This is a genomic window from Myxococcus sp. AB025B, assembly GCF_006518215.1.
Lineage (GTDB): Bacteria > Myxococcota > Myxococcia > Myxococcales > Myxococcaceae > Myxococcus > Myxococcus fulvus.
In genome coordinates this window covers 1-12,504 of the sequence record NZ_SRLW01000286.1, presented here as the reverse complement: position 1 = coordinate 12,504, position 12,504 = coordinate 1, and the positions used below count along the sequence as shown (strand labels likewise).

Below are 12,504 nucleotides of genomic sequence, written 5' to 3'. Positions count from 1 at the left end.
CCCCATCCCACACTCCCAGTCAAAGCCTCTCCCGCCAGGGACAGGCCCCCGTGCTAGCGTCGGGGAACATCTGACGCGAGGCCCGTTCCCTGGGTCCGCACGTCCTGACGCTAGGGGGAAACAGGCATGTCATCCGACACCATCACACTCATCAAGGGCCAGGGGCCCCTCGTGCTCCCGCAGAAGCCGCACCTGCGCCTGGCCAGCGGCAACTTCTGGCCCGAGGAAGTGAACGGCCGCGAGAAGCAGCTCACCGCGGGCCTCTTCATCATCGACACCCGCACCTCCCCCTCCAAGCAGGACCACGTGCGCGTCCACGCGTCCCAGGTCGTCGAGGTCGACGGCGCGAAGCTGGAGATCCTCGAGGTCCGCGGCGAGAACGGCCAGGAAGCCGCCATCCACCTCAAGGTCCGCTAGCACCCCGCACCGCAAGTGCGGGCCCCACGCAACTCGGGGCAGTGCCGTTGAGATAATCCAGACATCCACCACCGTCCTTGGGGGACGGCGGTCCCAAGTTCAAAGTCAGTCGCATCGAGGGGGAGTACGTTCATGAGCTTCAAGATTGGGAATGAAGGGTCCCGCGTCACCCAGACCACCCGCAAGGAAACCGAGGCGGTGCGTCCGGAGGTGAAGAAGCAGGAGGTCCGCGAGACGAAGCCCGAGTGGGCCAGCGGACGCAGCCAGGACGGGATGCTGCCTCCCAGCCGCCGCGAGCAGTTCGCCGCCGCGCTCGGACAGACCTTCCAGGCCAGCGGCGCCGAGACGCCGAAGACCAAGGACCCCAAGGCGCTCGACACCAACGTCACCTACGGCCCGGTGAAGAACGGCAGCCTCTTCGAGGCCGGCACCGACGGCACCAAGGCCCACTGGAACGACGTGCAGCAGGGCCAGATTGGCGACTGCTACCTGATGACCTCCATGGGCGCCATCGCCCGCGCCAACCCGGCCCTCATCGAGAACATGGTCAAGGGCCCGGACGCGTCCGGCAACTACACCGTCACCTTCCAGGACAAGGGCAAGCCGGTGAACATCACCGTCACCCCCGACCTGCCCCTCAACGCCAGCGGTGACCCGGCCTACGCCGGCACCCCACAGGAGAACGGCAAGGCGGAGCTGTGGCCGGCCCTGGTCGAGAAGGCCTATGCCCAGTGGAAGGGCGGCTACCCTGAAATCGTCCACGGCAACAGCGCCAAGGCGATGGAGGCCATCACCGGCAAGAAGAGCAGCAGCCTGGACGTCGACAGCACCACGCTGGCCGACCTGGACGCGCGCCTCAAGGCCGGCGAGGCCCTCACCGCGGGCACGCACGACGACATCAAGTTCCTCGGCATCGACCTGCCGGACGGCACCGACGGCGCGCGCTACAAGGACGGCACGCTGGTGGCGGACCACGAGTACTTCATCACCGGCGTGGACACCAAGGCCGGCACCGTCACGCTGCGCAACCCCTGGGGCGCCGGCACGCCGGACATCGTGCTGACCGAGAAGGAGTTCCAGGAGTCCTTCCAGTACGCCAACAGCAACCCCACCAAGTGAGTCCCCGGGCGTCGCGCGGCTACACCGGTCTGGCGCTGGCCCTCGGGCTGGTGCTGACCGGGTGCGCCCGCGAGACGCCCGCCGTGGCGCCGTCCTCCGAGGCGGCGCCCGGCGTCATCACCCTGACGAAGAACCACGGGCCCCTCCAGGTCACACCCCGCTTGAGCCTGGCCACGGGCAACTTCTGGCCCGAGGACACCGACGCGGGCACCCGCGAGCCCACCGCCGCGCTGTTCATCTTCGACGCGAACCTCCAGCCTCCCTCGCAGCAGCACGTGCGCGTGCGCGCGGGGCAGACGGTGGAGGCCGCGGGCTCGGTGCTGGAAATCTCCGAGGTCATCGACCGGGGAGACGACCAGCGCCTGCGGCTCAAGCTCCGCGCGCCCTGAGTCTTCCGGAGACAGCGTGAATAACCCGGGGGCCCGCGCGTCGGACGCCCACCTTCATTCCCCCGTGGAGCCCTCATGCGTCTGGTCCTCGCCCCGCTCGCTCTCGCTGGTCTGCTGCTGCCCCTGCACGCGGACGCCGCCACGCTGCGCTGTGGCAACAACCTCATCTCCGATGGGGCCACCACCACCGACGCCGTCATCAAGTGCGGCGAGCCCCTGTCCAAGCAGCGCCGCACCGAGTCCACCTCCACGAAGGAGCGGGTGCGCGAGGGCAAGGACGAGTCCTCGACCTCGAAGACGGTCACCGTCGAGGTCGAAGAGTGGACCTACAACTTCGGCCCCAACCGCCTCATGCAGGTGGTGACCTTCACCGACGGCAAGCTGACCGACGTGCGCAGCACGGTCTACGGCAAGTAGCAGTCCCCCGCGCTACACCGTCGCCGCCAGCGCCCTGCCCGCCGCGCGTCCCGAGAAGATGCACCCGCCCAGGAAGGTGCCCTCGAGCGCGCGGTAGCCGTGCACGCCGCCGCCGCCGAACCCGGCCACCTCGCCCGCGGCGTAGAGCCCGGGCACCAGCTTGCCCTCGGCGCCGAACACGCGGCTGGACAGGTCCGTCTCGAAGCCGCCCAGCGTCTTGCGTGTGAGGATGTTCAGCTTCACGCCGATGAGCGGCGCGGCCTTCGGGTCCAGCAGCCGGTGGAGCTTCGCGGTGCGCACCAGCTGGTCTCCCCGGTAGTTGCGCGCCTGGCGGATGGCGGCGATCTGCAGGTCCTTGCCGAACGGGTTGTCCAGCTGCCTGTCCCTCGCGAGCACCTCGCGCTCCACCGTGGCGAAGTCGAGCAGCTTCGTGTCGGTCTTCTCGTTCATCTTCGCCACCAGCGTGCGCAGGTCCTCGGCGACGACGAAGTCCGCGCCGTGCTCCTTGAACGCCTCCACCGGGCCCATGGCCTTCTTGCCCACGGCGCGGTTGAGCACGCCCTTCCAGTCCTTGCCCGTCAGGTCCGGGTTCTGCTCGGAGCCGGAGAGCGCGAACTCCTTCTTCAGAATCGACTGGTTCAGCACGAACCACGAGTAGTCGTGCCCCGTCTTCAGGATGTGCTCCAGCGTGCCCAGCGTGTCGAAGCCCGGGTACAGCGGCGGCGGCAGGCGCTTGCCCGTGGCGTCCAGCCACAGCGAGCTGGGCCCCGGCAGGATGCGGATGCCGTGGCGCGGCCAGATGGGGTTCCAGTTGCGCAAGCCCTCCGTGTAGTGCCACATGCGGTCGCGGTTGATGACCCGTCCGCCCGCGGACTCGGTGATGGCAATCATCCGTCCGTCGACGTGGTCGGGGACACCCTGCACCATGAACGCGGGCGCGGGGCCCAGGCGCGACGGCCAGCTCTTGCGCACCAGCTCGTGGTTGCCGCCGATGCCGCCCGAGGTGACGACGACGGCGGACGCGCGCACCTCGAAGTCGCCCACCGTGTCGCGCGAGCTCTTCACGCCGCGCTCCACGTCCGAGGGCACCAACGTCATGCCCCGCACGCCGACCACGGCGCCGCCCTCGGTGAGCAGCGCGTCCACGCGGTGACGGAACAGGAACGTGAGCGTCCCCTTTTTGCGCGCCTCCTCGGCGCGCCGCACGAAGGGCGCGAGCACACCGGGGCCGGTGCCCCACGTGACGTGGAAGCGCGGCACGGAGTTGCCGTGGCCCACGGCGCCGTAGCCACCGCGCTCGGCCCAGCCGACGACGGGGAACCAGCGCAGGCCCTGGTTGTAGAGCCACGGGCGCATCTCGCCGGCGGCGAAGTCGACGAAGGCCTCGGCCCACTTGCGGGGCCAGTGGTCCTCCTCACGGTCGAAGCCCGCGGTGCCCAGCCAGTCCTCGAGCGCGAGCGCGTGCGAGTCATGGATGCCCATGCGCCGCTGCTCGGGCGAGTCCACCAGGAACAGACCGCCGAAGGACCAGAACGCCTGTCCTCCCAGGTTCTGCTCGCCCTCCTGGTCCACGACGATGACGCGCTTGCCCGCGTCGGCGAGCTCCGTCGCGGCGACCAGCCCCGCCAGCCCCGCGCCCACGACGATGACGTCCGCTTGCTGTCCCATCCGGAGCCTCCAACCCACGAGGAAGGCCCCGGATGATAGGGAAAGCACGCGCGTCCGTCCGCGTCGACGTCAGGACTCAGCCGTCGAATCGCACCTGGACGTGCGCGGGCGGCTCGAAGTGCAGCACCACACAGTCGCCCTCGCTCCCGTCTTCCCACGCCAGCATGGCCAGCTCCGCGGGCGCATCGAGCGCGACGATGGGGTGATGCCACACGCCCCGGTGATAGTTCACACCCTCACCGGGACCGCAGATGAACGCCTCCAGGCGCTCCAGGTCCGGCCCCCCCGAGGGCGCCGTCGGCGCGACGCACACCAGGTAGCGCTCGCAGCGCATGGGCAGGAACACCTGACTGGAGTACGGGTGGTGCTCCAGCAGCTTCACGGTGAACGGCAGGGAGCGCGCCACCGAGCGGAACACCGCGAGGTTGGGCTTGGCGGACTCGCGAGCGTTCTCCAGTCGCGCGGACCAGTCGAAGCGCACCGCGGTGCCCTGGTTCGCGAGCGCGCCGGGTCCGAGCCCCGCGCTGACCACGTCGCCGTAGGGCGCGAAGCCCTCGGGGGTCAGCCGCCGCGCGACCAGGACCCGGGGCCCGTCTGGATGCTCACGCATGGAATGAGCATACAGGCCGCGTCGTTCTCCGTGCCATGGAACGGTCATGGTCAACGGGCATCCCCTCGACGCGTCACGTTGCCTGTCGCACCGAGGGGCACTTCCAGGTGCCTCGACCTCGCCATGACATGGTCTCTTCACCTCGCGAGTCATCATCCCGATGACTCCGACCACACCCCCATGCGAACCCTCCTCACCGCCCTGGTCCTGCTGAGCACGCCCGTTCTCGCCCAGCCTCCCCTCGCGTCGGCGCCGAAGACGGAGAGCTTCATCCGTCAGCTCGTGGAGACGCGCTACTTCAACAGCGGCCGGCCCTCGTCCACGAGCTTTACGCCCGACGAGCAGACGCTCCTCTTCCTGCGCACCGCGGAGGGCTCGCGAGCCACCGCGCTCCACGCGTTCGACACCGCCACGGGACAGACGCGGGAGTACCTCACCGCGGAGAGCCTCCTCCAGCGCGCTCGGGAGAGCCTCACCGCCGAGGCGAAGGCGAAGCTGGAGCCCGTGCGCGCCTCCCCCCGAGGCCTGAGCTCCTACGCATTGTCCGAGGACGGCGAGAAGCTGCTCGTGGGGATGTCGGGCAAGCAGTACGTCGTCGCGCGCGCCTCCGGGAAGGTGACGGAGCTGAAGCTGGGCGCGGGCGCGATGGACGTGCGCTTCTCGCCGGACGCGACGCAGGTGGCCTACGTGCGGGGCCACGACGTGTATCGCCTGGACCTCGCGACGAACACCGAGCGCGCGGTGACGAAGGGCGGCACGGAGGACAAGAGCCACGGGACGCCGGAGTTCATCGCCACCGCGGAGATGATGCGCTTCACCGGCTACTGGTGGAGTCCGGACGGCAAGTCCCTGGCCTATACGGAGTCCGACTCGAGCGGGGTGGAGAAGCTTGTCGTCCCGGACGCGCTGAATCCCGAGCGGGAGGCACAGCGGCTCGCCTATCCACGCGCGGGCAAGCCCAACGCGCGGGTGCGCCTGGGCATCATCCCCGTCACGGGTGGCAAGACGACGTGGGTGCAGTGGGATGCGCGGAAGTATCCCTATCTCGCCACGGTGCGCTGGCCGGCGAAGGGGGAGCTGACGGTGCTGGTGCAGAACCGCGCGCAGACGGAGGAGCTGCTGCTCGCGGTGGACCCGAGGACGGGGAGCACGCGCACGCTGCTGGTGGAGAAGGACGACGCCTGGCTCACGTTGCATCAGACGTTCCCCCACTGGCTCGCGGATGGGAGCGGGTTTCTCTGGTACACCGAGCGCAACGGGGCGGGTGAGCTGGAGCTGCGCGATGTCACGGGCAAGCTCGTGCGCTCGCTCGTGCCGCCCGACGCGGGCTTCTACGACCTGGTGGGCTACGTCGAGCAGGACGGCACGGTGTACTTCTCCGGCGGCACCGCGTCGGAGGAGCGCTACGTGTGGCGGCTGAGCCCGGGAGGCAAGCCGACGCGGGTCACGAGCGAGCGTCCCGCGCTGGAGCAGGCGAAGCTCTCCAAGCGGGGCGGGTTCCTGGCATTGAGCGCCGAGGGGCCGCGGCGGATGAAGAGCACCACGGTGCTGAAGGCGGATGGCACGCGGGTGGGAGAGCTGCCCTCGCTGGCGAAGGTGCCGGCGCTGCAGCCGCGCATCGAGGTGCGGCACGTGGGCAAGGAGCGCTATCCCACGTCGCTGGTGCGGCCTCGCGACGCGAAGCCCGGGGTGAAGCTGCCGGTCATCGTGGACATCTACGGCGGGCCCGGCATGGCGATGGTGTACCAGAGCATGATGCAGCACCTCACGGACCAGTGGCTGGCGGACCAGGGCTTCATCGTGGTGAAGCTCGACGGGCGCGGCGTGGCGCCCACGGCGGACGCGAAGCTGCGCAAGCCGAAGTACGACTGGCCTCGCCGCGTGCTCGACGAGCAGGTGGCCGCGCTGCGCGCGCTCGCGGCCGAGGTGCCGGAGATGGACCTGGGTCGCGTGGGAATCACGGGCGCGAGCAACGGCGGCTACATGTCCGCGCTGGCGGTGCTCACGCGTCCGGATGTCTTCAAGGCCGCGGTGGCCGTGTCCTCGGTGACGGACTGGCGCGACTACGACTCACATTTGACGGAGCGCTTCTTCGGCCTGCCCGACGAGCAGCCCCAGGCGTATGAGCAGGCCTCGCTGCTCACGCACGTGAAGGCGGGCAAGCCCATGGGCAAGCTGCTGGTGGTCCACGGCACGGCGGACGACAACGTCCTCTTCTTCCAGGCGCTCAAGCTGTCGGACGCGCTGTTCCGCGCGGGCCAGCCCCATGAGCTGCTGCCCCTGAGTGGCATGGGACACATGGTGTTCGACCCCGTGCTCGCCGAACGCCTGTGGGAGGAGACGGCGCGCTACTTCCGCGCGCACCTGTAGCCGTCGGGACTGCCTCAGCAACCCGTCACATCGGGGCCGGTGACGTCCGTGAACTTCACGCCGGTGATGCCCGCGCGCTCCAAGGCGACCTTGATTTCCTCGGAGACGATCAACGCCACGGTCCAGCCCCACGGTCGGAACACGTGGGCACCCTCCGTCTTCGCCGGGTCGACGCGCATCCCGGCCACCGCGGAGTACGTGCCCACCTTTTCAGGCATCCCGTCCTCGGGGGTCCAGTACCGCACCTCCTCGGATGCGGCATCGTCGATGCACTTCATCAACCGGGTGGCATTGAGGATGAAGTGCCGCGCGGGCTGGGAGTCGACGTCCACGGGGACCAGCTGAACGTCATCGGGTGCAATCCCAGTGAAGAGCGAGGCAACCCTCGCTTGGACGACGGGGATGCTGAATGCCGCGTGGGAGTAATCGAGTGGCGTCCCATCCATCTTCACGGGAATCCGGATGCGCTCGTTCAGGACAGCCCGCTGGCCCGTCCGGAACCGCCACGGGTCATCGAGCTTGCGGCCCTCCGGGTCGAGCGGATGCCCCAGCTCCCACCGGCCGGAGAGGTACACATCATCGGTCAGCTTGTAGAACCGCTTCGGCATGGGGCCATCCTTCCGTCATTCAGCCCGGGTCACCAGCCGATTGAGCCTCGACCCCTCTTTCGAAATCTCGCGCGCCAGCATCCCCAGGATCTTCGTCAGCGCTTCCCTGCAACGCTCGATGCTCTTGCAGCTCGATGTTGCCTCGTCCATCCGCTCGTAGACCTCCTCGTGATACTCGCGCGGATGCGGCCCCTTGTGGCCCGGGATGCGAACCTGATTCGCCGCATCGTCGAGAGACATGCCCGCACGGTCGAAGATCTCCTGGTACCTCGGCGTCCACGGCCCTCCATTGTTGGTGGACTTGCTGAACTTGTCGGAGGCGATGTGATGCCACGGTCCCGCTTCATCCGCGGGAGCCATGCCGACAGGGCTCGCGCCCCCAGCCGCCATGGCCAACGCCCCCGGAGCAAGCGCGATGGTGACCGCACCTTCAATGGGGACAGCCACGGAGGCCACTTCCGAAACAGCCGCGAACCTGAAGCCCGCCTGGACCTCCGCGAGCCGCGCCGCTTGCACCGAACCAGGGAGTCCTGGCGCCTTGACCACCAGCCCCGCCGTGCTCCCGATGGCCGCCGTCGCGAGCATGACGAAGACGCGCGCCGCGTTCTCCCCCATGACCTCGCCGTACTTCTCGCCAGCCGTGCGGATGCCCTCGAAGGTCGTGGCATGCGCGACGTCCTCGGCGAGCTGCCGCCATCCCGCGAACAGACTCCAGACGGTGTCCACCCCCAGGTACGCGATGAGGCACATCGTCAAGGTGGCGGCCACGCCCTTGCTCACCGGCTCGGGCAACAACCAGAGTCCCAGGTACACGCTCATGGCAGTGAGCAGCGTGTTCCGGATGGCGATGGGGTCCGCCATCTTCCCCAGTGCCTCCTGGGTCTCCTCCATGACCGAGGCCATGGCGAAATGCAGCGCCAGGGTGCGCCTGGCCTCCGCATCCAGATGAGGGCCCTCCTCGAGAAGGTGCAGACAGTCTCGAGTGGATTGTGTCCGCTCACACCAGCGGCCATAGGCACGAGCGAGCTCGGAATCCTGCCCCTCTGTCAGTGAGAGGACACGAGCGTCCGCGTCCAGTTCCGAGCCCATCGACACGAGCCCCAGACGACCCCGAACACCTGCATAAGCCTCATCACCAGGGGACCTGAACAACCACCTCGCGTCCGACCGAGGCTGCGGAGACAAGGATATGTCCTCGCCCAGCTTCGCCACGGCCTCCTCGAAGTCGTCGTCGTCCAGCTCCACCCGCGGCACGTCGCCAACGTGCGGAGTGAAGGCAACGGGTTTGCCCTGCCCCGTATCCAGGCGCACGACTCTCGTGGCGCTGCCGCATCCGACCGACATCAAGAGCAGCAGGAGCATCAACGCACGAGGCAGCATGGAGAGCCCTCCTGGCGAAAGGCCCTCTTTCACGAGAGCCTATCGTCGGCACGAGGCCGAGCATTACCAGACAGAGCTGACAAGGACTCCAAGCTGCCCCGGAAGCGGAAGACCCACGATGGCCTTCCGCCCCCGGGCGCTTCGAATCAGCGCAGCTTCGGCGGCAGCACCTTCAGCTGCGGCTTGACCACCTTCATGTCGCCCACGATGACGATGGTCATCGCGTCCTGCGCGAGCACCTTCGCCGCCACGGCGCGCACCTGCTCCGGCGTCACCGCCATCACCCGGCTCACGTAGTCCTTCAGGTACGTCTCCGGCAGGCCGTGCAGGTCCACGTAGCGCAGCTTGTAGATGAGCCCCATGCGCGACGAGTTCTCCAGCAGGAACGCCCCCGCCAGGTAGTTCTGCACGTCGCGCAGCTCCTCCGCGGGCGGCGGCGTCTTCCTCAGCGTGTCCACCTCCTTGAGGATCTCCTTCAGCGAATCCCCCGTGTTCGCCGTCGTCACATCCGCGTTCTGCACCCAGTACGCGTCCTCCACGTGCTCGGAGACCGCGCTGTACGGCGAGTACGCATAGCCCTTCTTCTCGCGGATGTTCGACGTGACGCGCGAGCTGAAGTACCCGCCCAGCATCGTGTTCAGCACCTCCAGCGTGACGGCGTCCTCGCTCGTCGGCGGCAACGCCTTCGTCGCCACCCGCACCGTGGACTGCACCGAGCCCGGCCGGTCCAGGAACTGCACCGACTTGGCCACCTGCTGCTTCGGCACGTTCTTCACCCGCGCGGGGCCCGCGCGCCAGCCACCGAACGCCTCGCGCACCACCTTCTCCACCTCCGCGGGCTCGAAGCGCCCCACCACGTACAGCCGCGAGCGCGCCGCGCCCACGTTGGCCTCGTAGTGCTTCACCACCTGCTCCCGCGTGTACCGCTGGAGCTGCTCCTCCGTCGCCAGCTGGCGCCCGTACGGATGGTCACCGTAGAGGGCCTTCGCCATCACCTCGTTGGCCAGCATCTGCGGCATCGTCCGGAACACCGCCAGCTCGCGAATCAGGTCCCCCTTCAGCCGCTCCACCTCCGACGCCGGGAAGGCCGGGTTCTGGACCACGTCCGCCACCAGCGTCACCGCCTTCGGCGCGAACTCGGAGAGCACCTCGAGGCTCACGTGGGACTGGTCCTGCTGCGTGCCCACCTCCAGCTCCCCGCCCAGCTCGGCGGCCGTCTGCGCCACCTGCGCCGCGGAGCGCGTCGTCGTGCCCTCCTTGAGCAGCTTGCCCGCGAGGTCGAACAGCCAGGTCTCGTCCGCCTTCTCATGGATGTTGCCCGTGTCCACCACCAGCTGGATGGCCACCTTCGGCATGTCGCCATACGGCAACAACGAGACCTCCAGCCCGTTGTCGAGCTTGAAGGACGTGCGCTGGGGAACATCGAAGGGCTTGGGCGCCGCGGGCGCCGGCGGAGCCTCCTTCGCGGCGGGCGCGGCGACCACCGGCCCGGCCACCAGCCCGAACACCAACAGCGAGGATGCGACGAGACGATTGCGAATGGAATGGAAGGTCATGTTCGCGGTCCTCAGTCAGCCAGCATCGTCTGGGGGGAAGCCGACACCGTCAGCACCGTGCGGTTCGTCGGGCGCAGGTACTCGCGGGCCGTGCGCTGAATCACCTCGGGCGTCACCTTCATCAGCTCGTCCTCGAGCCGGTTGATACGCGCCGGGTCGTCGAAGAACAGCGCGGACGAGGCCAGCAGGTCCGCGCGTCCGAAGCCGAGCATGCCCTCCACGTGCGTATACAACCGGGAGCGCGCCTTCACCCGCGCCCGCGCCAGCGTCTCGGCGTCCACCGGCTTCTCCACCAGCTTCGCCACCACCCCGTCAATCTCCCCGGCAATCGTCTCCGGCGAGATGATGGTGTCGTGGAACAGGTAGACGGTCCACAGCATGGGCCCGTTGTAGTTCCACTGGTTGCCCAGCTCGTTCACCCCGCCGGCCAGCTCGCCGGCGATGCCCTTCTTCTGCACCAGCTGCTGGTAGAGCGCGCTGTCGCTGCCCTGCAGCAGGATTTCGTCGATGAGCGCCATCGCGTAGAACTCCGGCGTTCCCACCGCCGGCATGTGATAGCCCGCCGCGAACGCCGGCCGGGTGATTCGCGCGTCCTTCTTGTCGTGCCGCTTCTCCTTCTCCTGGCGGGGTTCGGAGATGTCCGGCAATTGCGGCACCGGCGCCTTGGGCAGCGGGCCGAAGTACTGCTGCACCCAGCCCTTCACCTGCTCGGGCTCGAAGTCACCCACCACCACCAGCGCCGCGTTGCTCGGCGCGTAGTACGTCTTGAAGAACGCCCGCACGTCCTCGAGCGTGGCGGCCTCCAGGTCCTTCAGGTCGCCGTAGAAGTTGTGCGCGTTGTACCAGTTGGTGTTCGCCACCTGCGGCAGGTCCAGCCACGGGAAGCCACCATACGGCCGGTTGAGGACGTTGACCTTCACCTCGTTGGCCACCACGCCCTGCTGGTTCTTGAGGTTCTCCTCCGTCACCTCCAGGCCGCGCATGCGGTCGGCCTCGGCCCACAGCATGGTCTCCAGCGTGTTGGACGGGACGATTTCGAAGTAGTTCGTGAAGTCGAACCGGGTGGAGCCGTTGAACATGCCGCCGTTCTTCTGGATGAGGCGCGCCAGCTCCATCTTCCCCAGGTTCGTCGAGCCCTGGAACATCATGTGCTCGAACAGGTGCGCGAAGCCCGTGCGGTTCCTCGGCTCGATGCGGAAGCCGATGTTGTAATAGACGCCGACCACCGCCTTGGGCACGGTCGTGTCGCGCGAGAGCACCACCTTCAAGCCGTTGTCGAGCTTGTAGTACTCCACCGGCACCTGCAGCTTCGGCGGCTGGGCGGCGGCCTCCACCTGCGCCGGCTCGGGCGCGGGCGGCGGGGGTGTGGGCTGTGCTGCTTCTCGTGACGCCGCGCACCCGAGGAACGCGGCGGCGGTAACCGCTCCGAGGACTCTCTTCATCGACCCTCCCTGGAACCTGGCCATGCGTCGAAACGACGAGGCCACGACGAGCCTGCGCGGGGCGTGATTGCCCCGACAGGTGAGACGACCCGCTCAGGCCACCACGAACGGGGACTGACAGTAGGAGCACACCAGCTTGTCCCCCGGTAGCACGCCCGTGGCGCCCACGGGCGCGTCGCAAGCGGGGCACCTGCGCGCCACGCTCCGCGAGTGGGCGAGGACGCTCCGGTGCACGTACTCGCGCGACTCCGACAGGTAGACCAGGTCCACCTCCTGCCGGGCGATGCTCCTCGAGAGCAGCTCCCGCGCCTCGGGCTCCGACACCTTGAGGAGCCCGGCCACGTCGCTCTCGCGGATGCGCATCTGTGCACGGACGAATCCAAACAGCAGCTCCCTGCGCCGTGCGTCGCGGAACGGCACCATGCCCTTCTTCCACGCGAAGCGCCCCACCCCGACGAACACGCCCGCCAGCAGCAGCAGCAACACGCCGTCCAAGGCCGTCTTCCCCTCGCCCGGAGAAAAAAGCCC

General features: G+C 68.5%; 12 protein-coding genes. 5 read left to right on the top strand and 7 right to left on the bottom strand.

Features of this window, described 5'->3' with window-relative positions; all coding sequences use genetic code 11:
* Positions 1-126 precede the first annotated feature (126 nt).
* The 4 genes from FL311_RS34100 (at position 127) to FL311_RS34085 (ending at position 2,342) form a co-directional block, all read left to right on the top strand.
* Positions 127-417, top strand: a complete 291-nt coding sequence (locus FL311_RS34100; protein WP_141331872.1) for a hypothetical protein — start codon at positions 127-129, stop codon at positions 415-417.
* Between the two features lie 132 nt (positions 418-549).
* Positions 550-1,536, top strand: coding sequence for a C2 family cysteine protease (locus FL311_RS34095; protein ID WP_141331871.1), 987 nt, complete (start codon positions 550-552; stop codon positions 1,534-1,536).
* On the top strand, positions 1,533-1,925 hold the full coding sequence (locus FL311_RS34090; RefSeq protein WP_141331870.1) for a hypothetical protein: 393 nt from the start codon (positions 1,533-1,535) through the stop codon (positions 1,923-1,925). Before FL311_RS34095 ends, FL311_RS34090 begins: the two co-directional genes overlap by 4 nt.
* A gap of 75 nt (positions 1,926-2,000) precedes the next feature.
* On the top strand, positions 2,001-2,342 hold the full coding sequence (locus FL311_RS34085) for a DUF2845 domain-containing protein (RefSeq protein ID WP_141331869.1): 342 nt from the start codon (positions 2,001-2,003) through the stop codon (positions 2,340-2,342).
* A gap of 12 nt (positions 2,343-2,354) precedes the next feature.
* Here FL311_RS34085 and FL311_RS34080 read toward each other — a convergent pair whose 3' ends face one another.
* Together FL311_RS34080 and FL311_RS34075 are read right to left on the bottom strand one after the other, a co-directional pair.
* Complete coding sequence (locus FL311_RS34080) at positions 2,355-4,010, bottom strand: FAD-binding dehydrogenase (RefSeq protein ID WP_141331868.1); 1,656 nt, start codon at positions 4,008-4,010, stop codon at positions 2,355-2,357.
* Between the two features lie 76 nt (positions 4,011-4,086).
* Positions 4,087-4,620 (bottom strand): ureidoglycolate lyase, encoded by a 534-nt coding sequence (locus tag FL311_RS34075; protein WP_141331867.1) that lies wholly within the window; start codon positions 4,618-4,620, stop codon positions 4,087-4,089.
* Between the two features lie 180 nt (positions 4,621-4,800).
* On the opposite strand from FL311_RS34075, the gene FL311_RS34070 reads away from it, so the two are divergent.
* A complete protein-coding gene (locus FL311_RS34070) occupies positions 4,801-6,990 on the top strand; it encodes a DPP IV N-terminal domain-containing protein (protein WP_228557273.1) in 2,190 nt (729 codons plus the stop codon).
* A 14-nt stretch (positions 6,991-7,004) separates the two neighbouring features.
* Here FL311_RS34070 and FL311_RS34065 read toward each other — a convergent pair whose 3' ends face one another.
* The 5 genes from FL311_RS34065 to FL311_RS34045 all read right to left on the bottom strand — a co-directional run.
* Entirely contained in the window at positions 7,005-7,598 is a 594-nt protein-coding gene (locus tag FL311_RS34065; RefSeq protein ID WP_141331865.1) for a DUF1629 domain-containing protein, read from the bottom strand.
* 15 nt (positions 7,599-7,613) lie between these two features.
* Positions 7,614-8,978, bottom strand: a complete 1,365-nt coding sequence (locus FL311_RS34060; RefSeq protein ID WP_141331864.1) for an AHH domain-containing protein — start codon at positions 8,976-8,978, stop codon at positions 7,614-7,616.
* 146 nt (positions 8,979-9,124) lie between these two features.
* Complete coding sequence (locus FL311_RS34055) at positions 9,125-10,534, bottom strand: pitrilysin family protein (RefSeq protein ID WP_141331863.1); 1,410 nt, start codon at positions 10,532-10,534, stop codon at positions 9,125-9,127.
* Between the two features lie 11 nt (positions 10,535-10,545).
* Positions 10,546-11,976 (bottom strand): pitrilysin family protein, encoded by a 1,431-nt coding sequence (locus FL311_RS34050; RefSeq protein WP_141331862.1) that lies wholly within the window; start codon positions 11,974-11,976, stop codon positions 10,546-10,548.
* Between the two features lie 93 nt (positions 11,977-12,069).
* A partial coding sequence (locus FL311_RS34045; protein ID WP_228557272.1) for a hypothetical protein occupies positions 12,070-12,504 on the bottom strand: 435 nt, incomplete at its 5' end.